The following is a 21,353-nucleotide window of genomic DNA, read 5'->3' on the forward strand; positions in this document are numbered from 1 at the left end:
ATCGGTCAGGCATGGTCGTGCCGCTCGCGGCCCGGCCCCGGGGCGCCGGCCCCGTCATGGCCGGGCTCGTCCCGGCCGGTCTCGCTGTGCCCGTCGGCGCCGTGCTCATCGGCGCCGTGCTCATCGCCGCCGGGCTCATCGCGGAGTTCGCCGAGCACCTGGAGGACGCCGGACACGGTGCTCATCCGGACCAGGGCGTCGTCGTCCACCGTGCCGCCGTAGCGCTGCTCGATCTGGTGGACGAGCCAGGCCAGTTCCATCGAGTCGATGCCCTCGGGCACCTGGTCCGGCGGGCGGTCGCCGAAGGCGGCGAGTATCGCCACGATCTCGGCCCGCCCGGGTACGGCCGGCCCGCTCACTGGCCCGCGGCGGGCGCGGACTCGATACGGGCGGCCAGCGCCGCACCGAACTCGCCGACCGTCATGGTCCCCAGCAGTTCGGCCTCGTCCTCCTCGAACAGGACGCCGAAGCGCTCCTCGACCCGGATTCCCAGTTCGGCCAGCGCGAGCGACTCCAGGTCGACGCCGGCCGGGCCGAGCGGGGTGTCGTCGTCGACGCCGATGACGCTGTAGTTCATCTCGGTCAGCGACGCGAGCACGAAGGCTCGGATCTCCTCAGTGGACATCGGGAGTGTTCTCTTTCCTGTCGGCCTGTTCCTGAGCGGACGGTCGGTGCGCGGCCCGGCCGGCGTCCCGCAGGACGGCCGGGTCGCGCACGAGTTTTCCGGTGGCGGTACGCGGCAGCCGGTCGACGACGTGCAGCAGGCGGGGGCGTTTGTAGGCCGCCAGCCGCTCCGCCAGCCCTGCCTCGACCTGGGCGGCGGTGCCGGATTCGCGCAGTACCGCGTACGCCTCGATCGACGTGCCGAAGACGACGACCGCGGCGGCCACCTCCGGCAGGGCGGCGAGGGTGTGCTCGACCTCGGTGAGGTCGACCTTGAGGCCGCCGACCGACACCTGCGAGTCGAGCCGGCCCAGCACGCGGACCAGGCCGGTGTCGGGGTCGACGGTGCCGCCGTCCCTGGTGTGCAGCCAGCCGCCGGACCAGCGTGACGGGTCGTCGAGGCCGACGTAGGGCGACTGCTCGGCGGCCAGCAGCAGTTCGCCGCCGGATTCCCTGACGGTCATGCCGGGCGCAGGCGCCAGTGCCGGGCGGTTCTCGCCGAACAGGTCGGTGGCGATGACACCGACCTCGGTCATCCCGTACATGCTGCCCAGCCGGATGCCGTAGCGGTCGGTGAAGGCGTCGTGGACCTGCGGCCTGACCAGTTCGCCGCCCGTGGTCATGCCGATGAGCTGGGGCAGCGGGGGCGGCTGCGCGACCCAGCTGAGCAGTTCGAGGTGGAACGGCACGCCGAGCAGGGTGGTCGGCTCGGGTCCCGCGGCCACCGTGGACAGGATGCCCTCGCCGGTCGTCCGCCGCGGGAAGGCCAGCAGCACACCGGCGTGCAGGCTGTGCAGCAGGCCGCCGACGAGCCCCAGGACGTGGACCATGGACGCCATCGAGACGATGCGCTCGCCGGCCCCGGGCACCCCGTCGATCCGCGCGTAGCGGTCGATCTCGGCGATCAGGCCGGCGGCCGTACGCCCGATGATCTTCGAAGGGCCGGTCGAGCCGGAGCTGAGCTGTATCAGCGCGTGCGGGGTACGGGCGGGTCTGCCGCCGGGACGGCCGCGCGCCACGTCCTTCTGCTCGTAGAACCCGCGTGCCGGGCCGCTGCCGACGGGCTCGGCCGACACGACCACCTGGGTCTCCAGCCGGCCCAGTGCCTGTTCGGTCTCGAACGCGGTGAGCCGGTGGTCGAGTAACGCGACCTGCGCTCCGATGCGCCAGCCCGCCAGCAGGTTGGCGACCAGGGCGAGCGAGGGGGCCAGGCACAGCGCGGCCGATCCGCCGCGGCGCAGCCCGGCCGCGGCGAGCGCGGCCTGCCGCTCCGCGACCTGCCGGCGCAGCCCGTCCCTGCTGACCGGGGCGTCGAAGGTCAGGCAGATATCGGCGCCGGCGCCCCGCAGGAGGACCTCATCCACCCATGAAGGGTCGGGCGGCGATGGCGCCGGTCCCTTCTGCGGAGTTGTCGAGGCAGCCTTCATGAAGAAACCGAACCTCTTTCCCGATCTTGGTCAAAAAAGCCGACTGAATTCCCACGCCGAACTTTCGACTCTGAATTGTTCCACTGTCAAGACCCGGGTTCGTTTCGGCGCATTTTCCCATGGCTCCCGCAAGTATCATTCAGTCACACGGGACCCAAATTCTCTCGTATTGACGAGGGCAACACCCACCGCTAGCATGGCGCCAATTAGCCAACTGCCGTGATCCGGCAGGGAGTTGCCAGCACAGCACGACCGCTTCACCTGCGGGTTATCCCCTGACCGCCCCTCACGGCCAGGTGCTTCCCTTTCCTTGCGGCCGCCCTCCCGGCCCGCACTTCGCGCACTCCTCCGCGCGCTTCTCGAGCACTCCTTCCTGTACTGCGCCACGCACCGCCGCACGCAATAATCGGGCGCAAAAACTTGCAGACCCGCACTCCTGTGCGGACTAGACCAATTACTGATCCACACGGTCGGAGCTGACGGCCCTATTTGTGCTGCCTTCGTATTCCGTATTTCTGCCAGCTTTCGAGGATTGGCCATCAGTGGAAACTGGGATCGACGCCGGCCTGAACACGGCCGTGGAGCGCTACTACGACATCACCCTTGACCTGTACGAGGATCTGTGGGGCGAACACGTCCACCACGGTTTCTGGGACCCCGGAGAGGTCCCCGGCGTCAACGGGGCGGACCGCCATGCCGCCACCGACCGGCTGGTCCACGAGCTGGTCGGCTTCACCGGCGTCCCCGCCGGGTCGAAGGTCCTGGACGTCGGCTGCGGCATCGGCGGTCCTGCGCTGCACCTGGCCGGGGCGATGGGCTGCCGGGTCGAAGGCGTCACCCTGAGCGCCAGGCAGGCGGCCAGGGCCAACGAGAAGGCGCAGGCCGCGGGGGTCGCCGACCGCGCCCGCTTCCACCGGCGCGACGCGCTCGCCACCGGCTACCCGGACGAGGCCTTCGACGTGGTCTGGGCGCTGGAGAGCCTGATGCACATCCCCGACAGGCCCGCCTTCTTCGCCGAGGCGCTGCGCCTGCTGCGCCCGGGCGGCACGCTCGCCGTCGCCACCTGGTCGGTGCGCGACGGCGAGTTGGACGAGGACGAGCGCGATCTGGTCCGGCAGATCCTCCAGCACCAGGTCATGCCCGACTTCTCGTCGCTGGAGGAGCACGAGTCGCTGGCCCGCGCGGCCGGCTTCACCGAGGTCGCCGCCGTGGACTGGAGCGCGGCCGTGGCCAACTCCTGGGACCCGTCCTTCGCGCAGATCAAGCAGTTCGAACAGGGCAGGTCCGTGATGCGGCAGCTGGCCCGCGAACGCGGTGTGGACGTGCTGGGCTTCTTCCACGCCGGCCCGCTGATGAAGAAGGGCTTCGACACCGGCGTCATCACCTACGGCGCGCTGCGGGCCACCAGGCCGCAGCCGCGTGACACGGAGGTGGCCGCGCTGGTCCGCCCGATCGCCGACCTGCTCCGGGAGATCGTCGGCGAGGACGACGCCTGGCTGGACCGCGTCGGCCCCGGCACCCGCGTCGACGGCGACCTCCTGGCGGAGAGCCACGAGTTGGCGGCCTGGAGCCTGGCGCTGCGGGAGCGCTACGGGGACCGGATCGACCTCGTGGAATACGTCGCGACGCTCGACATCGACCGGATCATCGCCCTGACCGTCGCCGACGTGGCCGGCTACGTCGCCACCCGGCAAGGCGGTACGCAGCAGCCCGCAGACGGTGGCTGATGGGCCGCTACCTCTTCGTCTCCCTGCCGCTGACCGGTCATGTGCACCCGATGGCCGCGGTGTCCAGGGAACTGGCCGAACGCGGGCACGAGGTGCTGTGGGCGGGCTCCGAGTCGTTCCTGCGGCCCGTCCTCGGCCCGGACGCCGCGATCGCGCCGATCCCGCTGCGGGCGCACCGTGGGCAGGCCGACCGGGGGATGGCCGCGGCCAAGTCGCGGTGGGACGGGTACATCGTCCCGCACGCGAGGACGACGCTGCCGGGCATCGAACGCGCGGTGGCCGCCTTCCGCCCCGACGTCATCGCGGTGGACCAGCACGCCGTGGCCGGCGCGGTCGCCGCGCACCGGGCCGGGCTGCCCTGGGCGAGCATGGCGCCGACCACCATGGAACTCACCCGCCCGTACCGCTCGCTGCCCAAGGTCGAGGCGTGGATCCACCAGCGGATGGCGGCGATATGGACCGCGGCGGGCATGGCCGGGGAGCCGCCGCACGACCTGCGCTTCTCGCCGCACCTGCTGATCGCCTTCACCGGCAGCGCCCTGACCGGCCCGCTCCCCTGGCCGGACAACGCCGTCCTGGTGGGCCCGGCGCTGTCCCCGCGCGCCCCGGACACCGCCTTCCCGTGGGAGTGGATCGACCCCGGGCGCCGCCTCGTCCTGGTCAGCGTGGGCACCCTGTCGATGGACCTCGCCGAGGACTTCCACGCGCGGGTCGTCGAGGCGCTGCGTCCGCTCGGCCGCCGCGTCCAGGCGATCGTCGTGGCGCCGGACGGTACGGTCCGCGACCCGCCGGAGCACGACGTCCTGGTCCGCTCCCGGGTGCCGGTGCTGGAGCTGATGCCGCGGCTCGACGCGGTCGTCAGCCACGGCGGGCTGAACACCGTATGCGAAGCGCTGGCCCACGGTGTGCCGCTGGTCGTCGCACCGATCAAGGGCGACCAGCCCATCAACGCCGCCCAGGTGGCGGCGGCCGGCGCCGGCCGGCGGGTCAGGTTCGCCAGCGTACGGCCCGGGCCGCTGCGCGAGAACCTGCTCGCCGTGCTCGACGACCCCTCCTACCGCGCCGCGGCGCACCGGGTGCGCGAGTCCTTCGCCGCCGCGGGCGGCGCAGCGGCGGCGGCCCGGCATCTCGAAGGAATGGGAACGCACTGACGTGAAGACGCTCCGTGACACCTGGCTGGTCTTCCAGCGGCACATGCTGCTGCTGCGCAGGTCACCGCTGTCGATCCTGCTGGGCGTGGCCCAGCCGGTCGTGTATCTGGCGCTGTTCGCACCGCTGCTCAAACCCGCGCTCGCCTCCATGGGCGCCGACTCGATGACCGACGCCTACCGCATCTACGTGCCGGGGATGCTCGTCGCCCTGGCGCTGGGCGGCGGCCTCTACGTCGGCTTCGGCCTGCTCGCCGAGCTGGCGTCCGGTGTCATCGAACGCGCCCGGGTGACCCCGGTCAGCAGGGTGGCGCTGCTGCTCGGCCGGACGCTGCGCGATGTGGTCACCCTGGTGGTCCAGGCGGCCATCATCATCGTGCTCGCGATGCCGCTCGGCCTGTTCGTCCACATCCAGGACCTGCTGCTCGCGTACGCCCTGCTGGCGCTGATCACGCTCAGCAGCTCGGCCATCTCGTACGGGATCGCGCTCAAGGTGAGCGATCCCAACGCGCTGGGCCAGGTGGTGAACAACATCGCCCAGCCGCTGATGCTGCTGTCGGGGACGCTGCTGCCGCTGGCCCTGGCGCCGCTCTGGCTGCGGCGGACGTCGGACTGGATCCCGTTCAGCCGCGCGGTGGTCGGTATGCGGGCGCTGTTCGCCGGGCACGCGGGCGACGCCTCGGTCTGGCAGAGCCTCGCGCTGATGGCCGGCGTCGCACTGCTGGCCCTGGCGTGGTCGGCCCGTCTCTTCGCCCGCTCCGTGCGCTGATCTCCACCCCCCATGCCCGTACACGACAAGGACGCCTCGATGATTGAGACCAGGGGACTGCGGAAGTCCTATCGAACCGGGCGGCGCCGCAAGTCCACGACCGTGGAGGCGGTGGCGGGCCTGGACCTGACCGTCGCCGAGGGCGAGATCTTCGGCTTCCTCGGCCCGAACGGCGCAGGCAAGACCACCACCTTGCGGATGCTCGCCACCCTGCTGCCGCCCGACGGCGGCGAGGCCGTCATCGCCGGGGCCGATCTGCGGACGGCGCAGGCCGCGGTCCGCCGGAACATCGGCTACGTCGCCCAGGGCGGCGGCACCTGGGACAGCGTGACGGCCCGTGAGGAGCTGGTCATGCAGGCCAGGATGCACGGCGTCGGCAAGGCCGAGGCGCAGCAAAGAGCCGCGGGCGCGCTGGACGCCTTCGACCTGACCGCCTACGCCGACCGCCACTGCCGCACCTACTCCGGCGGTCAGCGCCGCCGGGTCGACATCGCGCTCGGCGTCGTCCACCGGCCCAGGGTCCTCTTCCTGGACGAGCCGACCTCGGGGCTCGACCCGCAGAGCCGCGCGCACATGTGGGACGAGATCCGCCGGCTGCGGTCCGAGGGCATGACCGTCTTCCTGACGACGCACTACCTGGACGAGGCGGACGCGCTGTGCGACCGGATCGCCATCATTGACGGCGGCGGGATCGTGGCGGAGGGGACCCCGACCGAGCTCAAGCGGGGCATCGACGGCGAGGTGGTCACCCTCGAAGTCGCCGACCACACGGACAAGGCCGTCGCCGTACTCACCGAGCAGGACTGCGTACGGTCGGCCGAGGTGCGCGAGGAGGGCGGGCTGCGCCTGTCGGTGGACGCGGGCGAGACCGCGATGCCGCAGATCATGCGGGCGCTGGCCGACGTCGGCGTCGAGCTGGCCACCATCGAGCTGCACCGGCCCACGCTGGACGACGTGTTCCTGACCAGGACCGGCCGGTCGCTGCGGGAGTCCTGACCATGACACGCGGTGCGAGAACGAAGGAGACGGACATGGCCGGGGCCCTGACGGTGCGCCGCGCGGTGGTCACAGGCGGCGCCGGCTTTGTCGGATCGCACCTGTGCGACCGGCTGCGGGAGGAGGGGGCGCAGGTCGTCTGCGTCGACAACCTGCTCACCGGCAGCGCGGACAACGTCCGCGGGCTGTCGGGCGATCCGGGTTTCAGCCTGGAGGTCAGGGACGTCTCCGAGCCTTTCGACGTGCCGGGGCCGGTCGACCTGGTCCTGCACCTGGCGTCGCCCGCCTCGCCGCACGACTACACCCGGCATCCGATCGAGACGCTCAGGGCGGGCGCCCACGGCACGGCGAACGCCCTGGACCTCGCCCAGCGCAAGGGCGCCCGCTTCCTGCTGGCCTCCACCTCGGAGGTCTACGGCGACCCGCTCGTGCACCCGCAGACCGAGTCGTACTGGGGCAACGTCAACCCGGTGGGCCCGCGCAGCCAGTACGACGAGGCCAAGCGCTTCGCCGAGGCGCTGACCACGGCCTACCGGACCGCCCGGGGCGTGGACACCGTCATCGTCCGGCTCTTCAACACCTACGGCCCGCGCATGCGGCCCACCGACGGCCGGGCGGTGCCGACGTTCATCACCCAGGCGCTCGCCGGGCTGCCGCTGACGGTCGCCGGGGACGGCACGCAGACCAGGTCCGTCTGCTACGTCGAGGACACCGTCAGCGGCATCCTCGCCGCCGCCACCGCACGGCATCCGGGGCCGGTGAACCTGGGCAACCCGGTCGAGCTGAGCATCCTCGGCCTGGCGCACAGAATCCGTGACCTGTGCGGCTCGGCGTCGCCCATCGTCTTCGTCGAGCGGCCCGTGGACGACCCGGGGCTGCGGCGGCCCGACATCGCGCTGGCGCGGGCGGTGCTCGGCTGGGAGCCGGCCGTGGACTTCGACAAGGGCCTGGCGATGACCATCGACTGGTTCTCCCGCCTCACGGCTGCGGCGGGCTGAGCGGGCGCTTGCCGGGCCGGGCGGCTGCGGGTTGGAGCCGCGGGCGGCCGACCGCGCCGCCGACCGCGCGGCCGACCGCGCCACCGGTGCCTCGGGGCGACGGGGGACGGGCGCCGAACAGAAGCGGGCCGAGCGCGCGGCCGGCCCGCGGGGTCGGCCGCGAGGCCGGGGCGCCGAAGACTGGCGCGGGGCGGGCGCGAGCCGGCCCGTGAGAGTGGGCGGGGTGGGCCGACAGAGGCACTGCCGGCCCACCCGCACCATGGTTGCGCAACCACACCAGGAACGGAACCCCGCATCCGAGCGGGCGGGCCGCCGGCCGGCTCACTCCTGGGTCGGACCGAGATCCGGGGTGTCGCGCAGATCGACGCCGGCGTCCGCGGTGGCGTGCAGTTCGAGCACGACGATCTCGTTGGCGCCGGCCCGCAGTACCGGCCCCGGCACATAGAGCCGCCGCTGCGGGCCGCGCGACCAGTAGCGGCCCAGGGGGAAGCCGTTGATCCAGGCGTTACCCTTCGTCCATCCCGCGAGGTCGAGGAAGGTGTCGGCGGGCTCCTCCACGGTGAAGGCGCCGCGGTAGAAGGCGGGGCCGACCGGGGCGGCCTGCGTGGGGCGGTAGGCCGGCGCGCCCGGGTCAGCGAGGCCGATCGGGCGGCTGGTCCACTCGCCGAGCGGCTCGCCGTTCAGCCGCGCCTCGCCGAGCAGGCCCTTGCGGTCGGCGATGCCGGGGCCGTAGTTGACCCGCCCCTGGTTCTCGACCAGCACCTCCAGCCGCGCGCCTGCGGACGGCACGGTGAAGGTCAGCGCCCGGTGGTCGCTCTCCCGCTCCAGGACGCCGACCGGCTGCCTGTCGACGAAGACCTGGGCCCGGTCGCGGACACCGTCGAGCCGCAGGTGGGCCGGCCCCGCGGCGGGCAGCCGGGCGGCGTAGAGGACGAAGCCGAAGTCCTGCCCCAGTTCCTCCATGGCCAGCGGGCGCGGTCCTGCCACCGCCTCGCCCAGCCGGTCGGCGCAGGCCAGCAGCGACGCGCTCTCCCCCAGCCGGATGCCGGGCACGTTCAGCTTCCTGGACGGTTCGGGGGCCGGGGCGTCGGGGACGGGCGCGTGGCGGGCGATGACCTCGCGGAAGGCGGCGTATTTCGGCGTGGGGTCGCCGGACTCGTCGAGCGGCGCGTCGTAGTCGTAGGAGGTGACGGTCGGGCGGTAGGTGTGCTTGCGGTTCGCGCCGTTGGTGAAGCCGAAGTTGGTGCCGCCGTGGAACATGTAGAGGTTCACGCTGGCTCCCGCGGTCAGCGCCGCGTCCAGTTCCGCCGCGGCGTCGGCGGCGCCGCGGACGGTGCGGGCGGCGCCCCAGCGGTCGAACCAGCCGCTCCAGAACTCGGTGACCATCAGCGGTCCCTGCGGCTGGTGGGCGCGCAGCGCGGCGAGGTGCCCTGCGGCGCCGGTGTCGAAGTTCACGGTGGCCAGCACCCCGGGGATGCTGCCGCGGGCCAGGTCGCCCGGCTGGTCGCAGGTGAACAGCGGGACGTCGACGCCGTGCCCGCGCAGCAGCCCGGCCAGGTGCGTCAGGTAGTCCTGGTCGTCGCCATGGGCGCCGTACTCGTTCTCGACCTGCACCGCGAGCACCGGTCCGCCGCGGGTGGCCAGATACGGCGTCAGGCACGGCAGCAGGGCGCCGAACCAGGCGTCCACCGCGTCCAGATAGCGCGGGTCGGTGCTGCGCAGCCGGATCCCGGGCTCGGCCAGCAGCCAGGACGGCAGCCCGCCGCCGTCCCATTCCGCGCAGATGTACGGTCCCGGGCGCAGCAGCACGTGCAGGCCCTGCTCCGCCGCCAGGTCCAGGAAGCGCGGCAGGTCGAGGCCGCCGTCCATCCGCGGTGCGCCGGGGGCGGGCTGGTGGAGATTCCACGGGATGTAGGTCTCGACGGTGTTCAGGCCCAGATGCCGCGCCTTCGCCAGCCGGTCCGCCCACTGCCCGGGATGCACCCGGAAGTAGTGCAGCCCGCCGGACAGGATGCGGAACGGCTCGCCGTCGAGGAGGAAGCCGTCGGGGTCGATCCGCAGTTCGGGCATGGGGGATTGCCTGCTCTTTCCGGGTGCGGCGCCGGAGGCTGCCGGGGAGATGTTTGCGTAACCATCGACGGCTGCGAGTCTGCCCAGCCGGTGAGCGGCATGTCAAGGCGCCACCCGGTGGCCCGCGGACCCGTACGGCGATACGCCGTCAGGAACGCCGGGACGGCTCGGCGGTGCTGCCCCGCAGGACCAGCCGGGTCGGCACCAGCGTGGTGCCGGTCTCCTCCCGGTCGTTGCGGATCTGCCGCAGCACGCCGTCCACACAGCGCCGTCCGACCTCGGAGAAGTCCTGGTGGACGGTGGTGAGCGGCGGGATGAAGGACGACGCCTCCGGAATGTCGTCGAAGCCGACGACGCTGACGTCCTGCGGCACCCGGCGGCCCCGCTCGGACAGCGCGCGCAGCAGGCCGAGCGCCATCTGGTCGTTGGCGGCGAAGACGGCGGTGCAGTCCCGGTCGGCGGCCAGCCGCAGCCCCGCCCGGTAGCCGGACTCGGCGGACCAGTCGCCGCGCAGCGGCTCCGAGGCCGCCCGGCCGCGTTCCCGCAGGACCGCGCGCCACGCCTCCACCCGGCGCTCGGCCGAGTAGGAGTCGGCGGGACCCGCGATGTGCCGCACCGTGTGGTGCCCGAGGGCGAGCAGGTGCTCCACGGCCGTCCTGGCGCCGCCGACCTGGTCGGTGTCGACCACGCAGTAGCGGTCGCCGGCGTTGGAGTCGATGACGACGACATGCGCGCGCGGCGGCAGCGTCACGGTAGCGGCGTCCAGCAGGTGGGCCTCCATGAGGATGACGATGCCGTCCACGGCCAGTTCGCCCAGCCGGGTGAACGCCCCGCGCAGGCCGTCCTGGGTGGGCACGGCCACCGGCAGCAGCGTGATCGCGTAACCCTCGGCCGCGGCGGAGGTCGCGATCGCCTCCAGCGTGCGGGTGTTGCCCGTGGTGGACAGGTTGAACATGATCACGCCGATGGTGTGGAAACGGCCGCTCTTGAGCGCCCGGGCGGCACTGTTGGGCCGGTAGCCCAGCTCCTTCATCGCGGCGAGCACCTGCTGCCGGGTGGACTCCACCACGCCGGGGAAGCCGTTGGACACCCGGGAGACGGTCTGCGCGGACACACCGGCGAGCCGGGCCACGTCGGCCATGGACGCCCCGCGCCGGCGCGGAGCCGAGGACGGTTGCGCACCCCCGCCGCCTGCCGTGCCGGCCGTACCGCTCTTCTTCACGCTGCTGCTCGCACCTCGTACGGGATCAACCTACGTGCCGGCGCCGGCACGCGGACAAGACAGTCTAGGGCCTGCCGGTCCGGATCTCCGCGGCGCCGCGGCCTCGCCGGGGGATGCGTGCGCGGACCCTTGACGGGCCCGGCCGGCCGGGCAACACTCCCCTCACAGCGCAGATGTTTACGCAATCATCCGCGAGTGAGCGAGCACTCCCCCCACCCTTCCTCTCCCTGCGAGGTCGCCATGCTCCTCTTGTCCGGCACGTCGTCATGGACGGCGCGTGCGCGTCAGCGACGGCTCTGGTGCCTCTGCGCCACCATGGCGGCACTGCTGCTGGCCGTCGCCGGCGCCGTCGCCGCGCCGCCCGCGCACGCCGCCGCCGCCACGAGCACCTTCACGCCCGGGGCCGCGTGGCAGGACAGCTCGGGCACACCCCTCCAGCTGCACGGCCTGGGCATCGTCAAGTCCGGCTCGACCTGGTACGGCTTCGGCGAGAACAAGGCCGGCGAATCGTCCTCGAACGCCGCCTTCCAGTCCATCACCTGCTACAGCTCGTCCGACCTGTCCCACTGGACCCGCCAGGCCGACGCCCTCATCCGCCAGGCCAGCGGGGACCTCGGCCCGAACCGTGTCGTGGAGCGCCCCAAGGTCATCTACAACGCCGCGACGCACACCTATGTGATGTACCTGCACATCGACAGCAGCAGTTACGGCGAGGCCAAGGCCGGGGTGGCCACCAGCGCCACGCCCTGCGGCCCGTACACATACCGGAGCAGCTTCCAGCCGCTGGGCTTCCAGAGCCGTGACATCGGGCTGTTCCAGGACAGCGACGGGTCGGCGTACCTGCTGACCGAGGACCGGGCCAACGGTCTGCGCGTCGACCGGCTGTCGGCCGACTACCTGTCGGTCACCGCCACCGTGCAGACGTTCCCCGACTACGAGGCGCCCGCCATGGTCAAGGCGAACGGCCGCTACTACGTCTTCGGCTCCTCGCTGTCCGGCTGGTCCACCAACGACAACGTCTACGCGACCGCCACCTCGCTGACGGGCCCCTGGTCCGCGTTCCGCCCCTTCACCCCCGCCGGCACCCACACGTACAACAGCCAGACCGCCAACGTGATCCCGGTGCAGGGCGCTTCCGGCACGGCGTACGTCTTCGCGGCGGACCGCTGGACCACCGGCGACCTCGGCTCCTCACCGATGGTCTGGCTGCCGCTGACCCTCAGCGGCGCCACCGCCGAGGCCGGCTGGCAGAATTCCTGGACCCTTGACGTCACGGCGGGCACCTGGACCGGCACCAGCAACCCGGCGGACGGCACCCGCCGCCTGACCTCCGCGGGCAGCGGCAAGGTGCTCGACGCCGTGGGCCAGGCCACCGCGGACGGCACCGCGGTGGACCAGTGGAGCGCGAACGGCCAGCAGAACCAGCAGTGGACCCTGCACAGGACCGGCGACAACGTCTACACGGTCACCGGCGCGGGCAGCGGCAAGTGCCTGGAGACCCCGGACGGGTCCACCGCCACCGGCACCCGGCTGGACATCTGGACCTGCAACGGCGGCAGCAACCAGAAGTGGGCCCTCCAGGCCACCGGCGACTACACCTCCGGGTCCGGCGCCGGCTACGTCCTGGTGAATCTCACCAGCGGCCTGCTCGCCGACGTCGTCAGCGCGTCCACCGCCGACGGCGCGCTGGTCGAGCAGTGGAGCGCGACGGGCGGCGGCAACCAGACCTGGACACTGGGCTGAACGGCGCCCGCGGCGGGCACCGCCCGGGGCCGGTGCCCGCCGCGCAGGACGCAAGGATCGGGCGCGGCCCGGAGGGGGCCGCGCCCGGTCGGGGGGTGTCGCGGGGTGTCAGACGCTCCCGACGCCGTTCGCGTAGCCCTTCATGTTGAAGGTGCCGAAGCCGTTCTGGACGGGGTCGCCGGCGTTGTTGATGCAGTGCAGGATGCCGCCGCCTCCCGCACCGTTGAGGCAGACCGTCATCAGGTCGGTGAAGACGACGCCGGGGGTGTCGGGGACCTCGTAGGCGCGGTCGGTGTAGATGTTCGCCTCCAGGTTGAAGAAGCAGTAGCTGCCCAGCCCCCAGGCGTGGTGGTCGGTGACCCGGTCGCCGACCTTGTACGCCGCGTAGCCGTTGGTGGCGCCGTGGACCCAGGCGGCCTGGGTGGGGACGTCGTAGGGGTGCTCGTTCTGGAAGAAGTACGTGCGGCCGTGGTTGCCGTTCCAGAGCACCTCGTACTTCTGGTAGTGCTCCACCGCCAGGGCGTAGGCGGTGACGTGGTCGCCGTTGACGAGGAAGCCGGTGTCGGCCGGGTTGACCGACCATCCGACGGTGCCGTCGTCGCCGTGGTCGGCGCGCCAGAGCCAGATGTTGTCGCAGATCACGTCGTTGCTGTCGAGCTGGACGCTGACGGTCGCGCCGCCGGGCAGCGCGCCGCCGATACGGGCGTAGACGTCGAAGAGCGCGGTGGGGTCGGCGGTGTGCCTGATCCGGCTGGGGCCGTGGCCGACCCGGAGCAGTACGGGGGTACGGGCCGAGGCGGCCTCCAGGAGCACGCCGGCGACGGTGACGCCGCCGACGTCGGCGACCTCGATCAGGGAATTGCCGTGCGTGGACCGGAGGGTGGCCAGGCCCAGCCCGAGGATGACGGTGCCGGGGCGGGTCACCCGCAGCGGCGAGGACAGCGGGTGGATGCCCGGGGTGAACAGGACGTGCCGGCCGCGGGCGAGTGCCCGGTTGATCTCCGTGGCGGAGTCGCCGGGCTTGGCCACGTGGAAGCGGGACAGCGCGATGCTGTGTCCCTCGGCCCGCCGGTGGGCCCAGGTGGTGCCGACGCTGTCGCGGCGGAGCGCGGGCACGAAGACGCTGTAGGAGCCGTGCCGGTCCACGGTCAGGAAGGGCTTCTCCCGGACGACCGGGGTCCGGTCGACCACCGTGAAGGGCGGGGTGGGGAAGCTCTGGGCGGGGGCGCCCTGGGTGCCGACGAAGACCATGTTCCAGTTGGAGCCGGTCCAGCTGTCGAAGGTGTCGTTGCGGGACAGCCACTGCTGCTGCGAGCCGGACTCGACCTGGCCGTCCACCACGCTGTCGGCCAGGAAGCCGCCGCTGGACCACTGGTTGCCGGGCGGGCTCGGCCACAGGGTCATGTTGCCCTTGACGTGGACGCGGCGCATCGGGCCGGCCTGGGCGACGGCCCAGCGCTCCAGCCCGTCCGGCGGCACGATGCTCAGGTTCTCCGCGGCACGCCAGAAGTTCTGTGTGCCGTTGCCCTCCAGCCACTGGGCGTCGACCGTGACGTGCCCGTTGATCACGACGTCGTCGGGGCTGTCGCCGAGCCCGAGCACATGGGTGTAGAAGCCGACGTTGACGTCGACGTGGTAGGTGCCCGGCTTGAAGGCCAGCGCGTACCGCTCCGTGCCGAACTGGTTGGACTGCTGGGTGGCGAAGACGGCGTCGACCTTCGCCTGGATCGCCGCGTCGCCCATGGACGGGTCGAAGACGAGGACGTTCGGCCCCAGGCCGGCGTCCCGGTGCGCGGGCGAGGAGGCGACGGCTGACCCGGTGGAGATGCCGCCGGCCAGCGGCACCGCGGCGGCGGCGACTGCTGCCCCGCGGAGCATGGTGCGGCGAGTGGGAATGACGGTCACGGCTCTCCCTGGAGTGGTGGGTGGGGAGGAGATGTGCGGCTGGTCCTGGGCCGCGTGAGAGCGCTCTCAGAGACGGAGTGAATCATCGTGCCCATGCAGCGTCAATACGGGCGACGGTCATAACTCGGTTGGGCGCGAAGGGCGGACGGTCCGGACACGGCGGTGCCGCCGGGGCGGCTTGCGCGCCCGGCGGCACCGTCGTCGTGGGAGCAGCCCGGATCACGAGGTCCAGATCTGGACCTCGGAGATCTGGCCGGCCGGCCAGCCCGTGTTGGCCGTGATGTTCACCCGGAAGTAGCGCTGGGTGGTCGCGGGGAAGGTGAGGGTCACCGTGTTGCCCGTGGCCGGGTCGAAGGTCCGGGCGGCCGACGCCAGCACGGTGGTGAAGGCGCTGTTGTCGGTGCTGCCCTGGACGGACAGCGTCTGGGTGCGCGCGCCCCAGCCCGCGGGGAGCTGCAGGACGATCCGGCCGGCGCTGCGCGCCGAGCCGAGGTCCACCTGCACCCACTGCGGGAAGGCGCTGTTGGCGCTCTCCCAGTAGGTGTCCTGGTTGCCGTCCGTCACGTTCGACGCGCTGTACGTCTGGTTGACGCTGGCAGCACTGGCGGGCTTGCCCGCCGCCAGGTTCGTGGTGGCGGGGGCGCCGGCGGCGAAGGTGAGGGAGTTGAGGTTCCATCCGCCGTTGTCCTGGTTGAGCGTCAGGACCTGCTGCCCGGCGGGGAGGGTGACGGTGGCGGTGGCCGTGCCCCAGGTCTGCCAGTCGCCGGTGGCGGGTACGGTGACCGCGCCGCTCAGGTTGGCGCCGGCGGCGTTGGACAGGTGCAGCGCGCCGCTGACGGCGGCGGGGGCGGCGACGCGCAGGTTCAGCGAGTAGGTCCCGGCCGTGGCCACGTTGACGGTGTAGCGGAACCACTGACCGCCCGTGGTCCAGCCGAGGTTGTAGCCGCCGCCGGTGTCCGAGGTCGCCTCCAGGTCGACGCCGTCGGAGCGGTAGGAGTTGGCATTGCCGTTGACCGAGGTGACGTTGTAGGCGACGCCCTGGCCTCCGGTGTCGTAGTTCTCCGCCTGCACGGTACCGGGGACGGCGGCGGGGGTGCCGCCGTACGGGGTCTCGGGCGTCGTGGTGCCCTGCCAGCTGTTGTTGCTCAGCGTGGCGGTGAAGCCGCTGGAGTTGTTGACGTACGCGGTGTTGCCCGGCTTGAGTCCGGTCAGGGTGTTGCCGGTGATCGTGGCGGAGCCGGTGGGCGCGGGGTAGAACGGCGGTGAGATGGCGACGCCGTTGCGGCCCGGGTTGGTGATGGTGGTGTTCTGCAGCTGGGTGTTGGTCGAGGTGGAGAAGCCGACGGCGTCGTAGAGCGAGTTGGCGACGGTGTTGCCGGTGGCGGTGACATGGTCGACCGTGCCGGTGTTCTGGCCGTCGCCGCCGTTGCCGATGTGCAGGGCGGGCTGGCCCTGGCTGTAGGCGTTGCCGCCGGACCTGACCACGACGTTGTCCGACACGGTCGCGGAGAGCAGGTCGCTGCCGTTGACGCCGAACCGGCCGGCCCCCAGGCCGATGTAGCGGGCGGTGTCGCTGATGTAGTTGCCGCTGACCAGGTGGCCGCTGCCGCCGTAGATCCCGATGCCCTTGCCGCCCCACGGTGCGATCGTGGTGTTGTGGGTGAAGGTGATGTTCGTCATCGGGTTGTAGTACGTCTTCGAACCGTCGCCGTTGGTGTTGTAGTTGACCGAGTTGATGGCCATGGCGTCGTCGCCGGTGCCGCGCACGAAGTTGTTGGTCGCGGTGAGGTTGTTGCCGGACGTCGCGTTGAGCGAGACGTTGTTGAGGTTGATCCCGTCGGCCCAGATCGACGTCAGACGGCTGTTCCTGACCGTTCCGCCGGTACCGGAGGCCCAGAAGCCGGACATGGTGTGCTGGGTCCAGATGCCGCTGGCCACCCAGTTGGTGCCGGTGGTGTCCATCGCGCCGCCGTCACCGCCGATGGTGCTGCGGCTGACCGCGTTGGCGTCGATGTGGAAGTCCTGGACGGTGCACGAGGTCACCTGGAACAGGGCGCCCAGCGGGGTGCTGTTGGGTACCGGCACATCGCGGTAGACGGTGCTGTACCACTGCCCGGCCCCGGCGATCGTGATGCCCGTGGCGGTCAGCCCCGACGTGCCCTTCACGTAGAAGGTGCCCTGCGGGATCCACAGGATCTTGCCCTGCGACTGCGCCTGGCCGATGCAGTTCTGGATGGCCGCGCGGCTGTCGGCCGACGCGCTGTCGGCCGCGCCGTTGGTGGGCGTGTTGTCCGCCACCGCGCCGCAGCTGGTGATGGAGATCGAGTTCGCGGGCTGCGGGAGCGGCGCCGGCGGGTTCTCCACGTCCACGACGTCGACGTCGTAGAAGGCCGCGGTGTTCGCCGAGTCCTTCACCAGGGAGAAGGTGCTGCCCGCGGCGATCGGCGCGCCGGTGACGAAGGCGTGCGACTCGTCGAAGAACACCCGCGGGCTGCCGTCCGCCGGGTTCTGGTTGTCGCTGGTGTTGTAGTTGTTGTTGCCCTCGTAGACCCAGGTCTGCTTGGAGTTGAAGTTCAGCGCCTGCCGGAAGGTCCCGTTGACGTACAGGTCGAGCGTCCCGGTGATCCCGCCGCCCGAGGCCGAGTCGGGGATGCTGGCCCGGATGTTGAGGTAGCTGATCGGCTGCCCGGTGGCGTTGGTCCACTGCACGGACTGCCCGGTGCCGGCGAGGTGGACGTACGCGTGCCCGGACGCCTCAAGTGTCGCGCTCGAGAACTGCGTCGTCGGCGCCGCGGTCAGCGACACCGCCGTGGCGCCCCCGCCCAGGGCACCCGCCTCGGCCTCGTAGCTGGTGAACGGCGTCGTGGCACCCGCCGCGGCTGCCGCGGCCGGGGCCGCGGCGGGCGACGGCGCACGGACGGCCTGCGCGGTGCGCGCGGCCTGTCCGGTGTGCGGTGCGGCGGCGCCGGCCGGCGCGGCGGCCGTCCACGCCATACCGGTCACGGCGGCCAGGGCGACCACGGCCGCCGCCGCACGGCGCCGGACGGGGGCCAGGCGCATACCTCTTGAGAGCCCTTGCATCGGGTGCTCCTCGGGAATCGGAAAGGCCTCGGCGCCCGCCGGGGCCCGCACACAGCTCGGCACCCCCGCACCGCCGGCGGCCTGGCGGCCCCCACGTGCGGTGCCGGGACCGGTGATCTTTTCGCGGCTCCGCGACACTGACATGCCGTCAGGCACCGTGCCCGGCTTGAATCACGCACACCGTACAGAGCACCGCAGGGGCCCACAAGGCTCCGGACACAAGATATGAACGGAATCGAGGAAAACTCGCGCAACCCGTTGGAAGAATCGTGGCACACGTGGTCACATACGTGAGCGGGCAGCACGGACCGCGTGACCGGCACCGCGCGGGCCCCGCCCGGCACGGTGGCCGCAGGAGCAGGTCGCGCCGATCGCGTCATCGTGGGTCGTACGGAAGAACCGGCCCGCCTGACGGGAAGGCGGCACAGTTACCCGTTTGCGGGGATGCGGTGGGACATATGCGCCATGAGCCGGCCGGCCGCTGATCGGGCACGGAACACCGAATGGCGGTCGCTGACAGCGGGCCCGGATCCGAAAGCCGAGAGGCGAGGCCACCGCATGGTGCGCAGGTAATTCCGGCCACCGAAATCCGAAAGGCCGATCCGTCCGCCAGGGCCGAAGCGCGGAATAGCCCGGCGCGGGTGCCCATTCGGGCCAGCCGGCCGGGAAGCCGGGAAGCCGGGAAGCCGGTGAGAGCGGACGGGGTCGGCCGGAATTCGTCCGGCATGGCTCAGGCGGGACCGGTGGCACCCCTATCGGGCACCACCGATCCCGTAAAACCGCTTCGTCCGGTCAGCCCGCCGGCGGCGGGGCGGTCAGATCTGCCGGGACTGGCCGGCCCAGTACTGCTCGCGGACGGCCCGCTTGAGGACCTTGCCGTTGCCGCTGCGGGGCAGCGACTCGACGAACTCCACCCGCTTGGGGGCGCGGACCCTGCCGACCTTCTCCTTGCACAGCGCGATCAGCTCGTCGGCGTCGACCTCGGCGCCGGGGTTGAGCTCCACGACCGCGGTGACCGCCTCGCCCCAGTCCTCGTGCGGTACGCCGATCACGGCGCAGTCCTGCACGGCCGGGTGGCTCCAGATGACCTGCTCGATCTCGCTCGGGTAGATGTTCATCCCGCCGGAGATGATCATGTCCTTCTTGCGGTCGGTGATGAACAGGTAGCCCTCGTGGTCGAGGTGGCCGATGTCGCCGGTGTGCAGCCATCCGTCGATGACGGTCTCGGCCGTCTTCTCCGGCGCCTTGTAGTAGCCCTTCATCACCAGGTCGCCGCTGACGCAGATCTCGCCGGACTCCCCCGCCGGCAGCGGCCGGTCGTCGTTGTCGTGGATCTCGACGCTGATCAGGGGGTTCGGCCGTCCGCACGACGCCAGCCGCGAGTCGGGGGCGACCTCGCCGTTGATGAAGTGCTCCTCGGGGCGCAGGAAGGATATGCCGGCGAAGGACTCCACCAGGCCGTAGCAGTCCGCCATGATCGGGCCGAAGATCTCAAGGGCGCGGCGGAGCTTGTCCGTCGACATCGGGGCCGCGGCGTACAGCAGGTAGTGCAGGGAGGAGAGGTCGGCCTCCGCGAGATCCGGCGCCTCCATCACCCGGTAGACCACGGTGGGCGCGAGGAACAGCTCGGTGACGCGGTGCCGCCCGATCGCGTCGAGGATGGCGCTCGGATCCGCCCTGGGCAGCACGACCACCGTGCCGCCGCGTGCCGTGGCGGCGAGGCTGAACACGCCGGCCGCGTGGGTCATCGGCAGCGCGGCCAGGTTGATGATGTGCTCGTCGGCGCGGTATTGCAGGGCTATCAGGAAGTGCGCCAGGCACACCGAGAAGGACCGGTGGGTGTTCATGACGCCCTTGGGCAGCCCGGTGGTCCCGCCGGTGGAGAAGATGGCCGCCACGTCGTCCATGTCGTAGCGGACGTCGGGCTGCGTGTCGGGCTGGCCGGATATCCACTCGGCCAGCGAGGGATTCCCCGAGGCCTCGTCGTCCTCCAGGCAGATGTAGTGCTTGACCTGGGGCAGCGAGGGCGCCAGTTCGGCCACGGTGGCCGCCATCGAGGGGTGGTAGAACAGCACCTCGCAGTCGAAGGTGTCGATCACGTGCTGGAGTTCGGTGGCCGGGACGGTGGGGTTGAGCGGTACCCAGGCCAGCCCGGCCCGCCATATGCCGAGCACGCAGATCCAGGCGGCGGGGTCGTTCGGCGACAGCACGCCCGCCTTGGACTCCCGGGCGACGCCGGACTTCCCGAGCGCGTGGGCGATCCGGCAGGACAGCTTCCTCGCCTCGGTGAAGGTCCAGCTGCGCTCGCCGCCGATGTACGCGGTGCCGTTGGGGTTGAGCCGCCAGCCCCGGTCGAAAAAGTCGATGATCGCCATCAGACACCCCCGAGAACCGTGATGGCGGAGACCGCTTCCTCGCCCGCGTAGAACCCTCCGCCGTTCTCCGCGATCGCGACCCGCGCGCCGGGCACCTGCCGTACGCCGCTCTCACCGCGCAACTGCTGGACCAGCTCGTACACCTGGCCCAGGCCGGTCGCGCCGAGCGGGTGCCCCTTCGACTCCAGCCCGCCTGACGGGTTGACCGGGAGGCGTCCGCCCAGCGTCGTGACGCCGGTCTCGGCGGCCCGGCCGCCGCCGCCGGGCTCGCACAGCCCGAGCAGCTCCGTCAGCTGGATCTCGCTGAACGCCGTGGCGTCGTGCACCTCTGCCACGTCGATGTCCTCCGGCCCCACGCCGGCCTCCTCGTATGCTCGCCCGGCCAGCAGCCGGATGATGTGCTGGTCCGACGCGTCCAGTGACCGCTCGACGCCGGTGCCGACCGCGCAGGCCAGGACGCGTACGCCCCGGCCGGAACCGGTCAGTCGCTGCAACCCGCGCTGTCCGCACACCACGACCGCCGCCGCCCCGTCGGTGATCGGCGCACACATCGGCACCGTGAGCGGGAACGACAGCGGCCGGGCGGCGAGGATGTCCTCGACGGTGAGCGGTGTCCTGTGGTGCGCCTTGTCGTTGTGCATGGCGTGCCGGTGGTTCTTCGCCGCGACGACGGCGATCTGCCGCTGGGTGGTGCCGAACTCGTTCATGTGCGCCCGCGCCATGGCCGCGTAGATGTCCATGAAGACGCTGCGCTTGCCTGCGCCGGAGTTGTCGACCTCGCCGCCGAGCGCGGTCAGCGTCGCGGACAGCCCGGCCGGGTCCGACACGTCGTAGGCGCCCTCGAAGACCGCCATGGCCCGTTCGCGGTCGGGCACGTTCATCTTCTCCACACCGACGGCCAGCGCGATGTCGACGGCGCCGGCGCGTACCTGGTTGACCGCCAGGTGCAGCGCGGCGGCGCCGGTGGCGCAGGCGTTCTCGACGTTGAAGATCGGGATCCGCTCGAACCCCATGCCGCGCAGCGCGATCTGACCGCCGATCATGAGCTGGCCCTCGAGCGCGCCCTGGGTCGTGTTGCCGAAGAACGCCGCCTCGATCAGGCGCTGCTCAAGGCCCGCGTCGGCCAGCGCCTCCCGGACCGCCTGAGCCGTTAACTCCGGCACGCTGAGGTCGGTGTGGCGGCCGAACCGCGTCATCCCCACCCCGACGATCCACACGGGCTCCGCCAC

15 protein-coding genes are annotated in these 21,353 nt (G+C 71.9%); 6 read left to right on the forward strand and 9 right to left on the reverse strand.

From position 1 onward, the window contains the following. Positions 1-5: 5 nt before the first annotated feature. The 3 genes from OHA86_RS02800 to OHA86_RS02810 are packed head-to-tail and all read right to left on the reverse strand — an operon-like array spanning position 6 to position 2,027. On the reverse strand, positions 6-359 hold the full coding sequence (locus OHA86_RS02800; RefSeq protein WP_329172153.1) for an acyl carrier protein: 354 nt from the start codon (positions 357-359) through the stop codon (positions 6-8). Further along, a complete protein-coding gene (locus OHA86_RS02805) occupies positions 356-625 on the reverse strand; it encodes an acyl carrier protein (RefSeq protein ID WP_329172156.1) in 270 nt (89 codons plus the stop codon). The genes OHA86_RS02800 and OHA86_RS02805 overlap by 4 nt, the downstream gene beginning before the upstream one ends. Continuing rightward, positions 615-2,027 carry a class I adenylate-forming enzyme family protein gene (locus tag OHA86_RS02810; RefSeq protein ID WP_329172158.1) on the reverse strand — a complete coding sequence of 471 codons (1,413 nt, stop codon included), beginning with the start codon at positions 2,025-2,027 and terminating at the stop codon, positions 615-617. The genes OHA86_RS02805 and OHA86_RS02810 overlap by 11 nt, the downstream gene beginning before the upstream one ends. A gap of 605 nt (positions 2,028-2,632) precedes the next feature. Between OHA86_RS02810 and OHA86_RS02815 the strand changes: the two genes are divergently transcribed. The 5 genes from OHA86_RS02815 to OHA86_RS02835 are packed head-to-tail and all read left to right on the forward strand — an operon-like array spanning position 2,633 to position 7,728. Continuing rightward, positions 2,633-3,817: a methyltransferase domain-containing protein gene (locus OHA86_RS02815; RefSeq protein WP_329172159.1), complete on the forward strand. Its 1,185-nt coding sequence runs from the start codon at positions 2,633-2,635 to the stop codon at positions 3,815-3,817. Further along, positions 3,817-4,968: a glycosyltransferase gene (locus OHA86_RS02820; RefSeq protein WP_329172160.1), complete on the forward strand. Its 1,152-nt coding sequence runs from the start codon at positions 3,817-3,819 to the stop codon at positions 4,966-4,968. Before OHA86_RS02815 ends, OHA86_RS02820 begins: the two co-directional genes overlap by 1 nt. 1 nt (position 4,969) lies before the next feature. Then, the gene (locus OHA86_RS02825) at positions 4,970-5,734 is read left to right on the forward strand and encodes an ABC transporter permease (protein ID WP_329172162.1); all 765 of its coding nucleotides are present in this window, start codon (positions 4,970-4,972) and stop codon (positions 5,732-5,734) included. Between the two features lie 39 nt (positions 5,735-5,773). Next, the gene (locus OHA86_RS02830; RefSeq protein ID WP_329172163.1) at positions 5,774-6,730 is read left to right on the forward strand and encodes an ATP-binding cassette domain-containing protein; all 957 of its coding nucleotides are present in this window, start codon (positions 5,774-5,776) and stop codon (positions 6,728-6,730) included. A gap of 35 nt (positions 6,731-6,765) precedes the next feature. Next, on the forward strand, positions 6,766-7,728 hold the full coding sequence (locus OHA86_RS02835; protein WP_329172164.1) for an NAD-dependent epimerase/dehydratase family protein: 963 nt from the start codon (positions 6,766-6,768) through the stop codon (positions 7,726-7,728). A gap of 321 nt (positions 7,729-8,049) precedes the next feature. On the opposite strand, the gene OHA86_RS02840 is transcribed toward OHA86_RS02835, so the two are convergent. Both OHA86_RS02840 and OHA86_RS02845 read right to left on the reverse strand, forming a co-directional pair. After that, positions 8,050-9,798 carry a glycoside hydrolase family 35 protein gene (locus tag OHA86_RS02840; RefSeq protein ID WP_329172166.1) on the reverse strand — a complete coding sequence of 583 codons (1,749 nt, stop codon included), beginning with the start codon at positions 9,796-9,798 and terminating at the stop codon, positions 8,050-8,052. Between the two features lie 148 nt (positions 9,799-9,946). Then, positions 9,947-10,939 (reverse strand): LacI family DNA-binding transcriptional regulator, encoded by a 993-nt coding sequence (locus OHA86_RS02845; protein ID WP_329172168.1) that lies wholly within the window; start codon positions 10,937-10,939, stop codon positions 9,947-9,949. Positions 10,940-11,335: 396 nt separating this feature from the next. Here OHA86_RS02845 and OHA86_RS02850 point away from each other — a divergent pair, with 396 nt between their 5' ends. Continuing rightward, on the forward strand, positions 11,336-12,763 hold the full coding sequence (locus OHA86_RS02850) for an RICIN domain-containing protein (RefSeq protein WP_329172170.1): 1,428 nt from the start codon (positions 11,336-11,338) through the stop codon (positions 12,761-12,763). Between the two features lie 108 nt (positions 12,764-12,871). Here OHA86_RS02850 and OHA86_RS02855 read toward each other — a convergent pair whose 3' ends face one another. The 4 genes from OHA86_RS02855 to OHA86_RS02870 all read right to left on the reverse strand — a co-directional run bounded on the left by OHA86_RS02855 (position 12,872) and on the right by OHA86_RS02870 (position 21,353). Beyond that, the gene (locus OHA86_RS02855) at positions 12,872-14,668 is read right to left on the reverse strand and encodes an adenylyl cyclase (RefSeq protein WP_329172172.1); all 1,797 of its coding nucleotides are present in this window, start codon (positions 14,666-14,668) and stop codon (positions 12,872-12,874) included. A 219-nt stretch (positions 14,669-14,887) separates the two neighbouring features. Further along, the gene (locus OHA86_RS02860) at positions 14,888-17,728 is read right to left on the reverse strand and encodes a discoidin domain-containing protein (RefSeq protein WP_329172173.1); all 2,841 of its coding nucleotides are present in this window, start codon (positions 17,726-17,728) and stop codon (positions 14,888-14,890) included. Between the two features lie 836 nt (positions 17,729-18,564). Next, a complete protein-coding gene (locus OHA86_RS02865; RefSeq protein ID WP_329172175.1) occupies positions 18,565-20,124 on the reverse strand; it encodes a class I adenylate-forming enzyme family protein in 1,560 nt (519 codons plus the stop codon). Then, on the reverse strand, positions 20,124-21,353 hold the full coding sequence (locus OHA86_RS02870) for a thiolase family protein (RefSeq protein ID WP_329172178.1): 1,230 nt from the start codon (positions 21,351-21,353) through the stop codon (positions 20,124-20,126). The genes OHA86_RS02865 and OHA86_RS02870 overlap by 1 nt, the downstream gene beginning before the upstream one ends.

It is taken from the genome of Streptomyces sp. NBC_01477, assembly GCF_036227245.1.
Classification (GTDB): domain Bacteria; phylum Actinomycetota; class Actinomycetes; order Streptomycetales; family Streptomycetaceae; genus Actinacidiphila.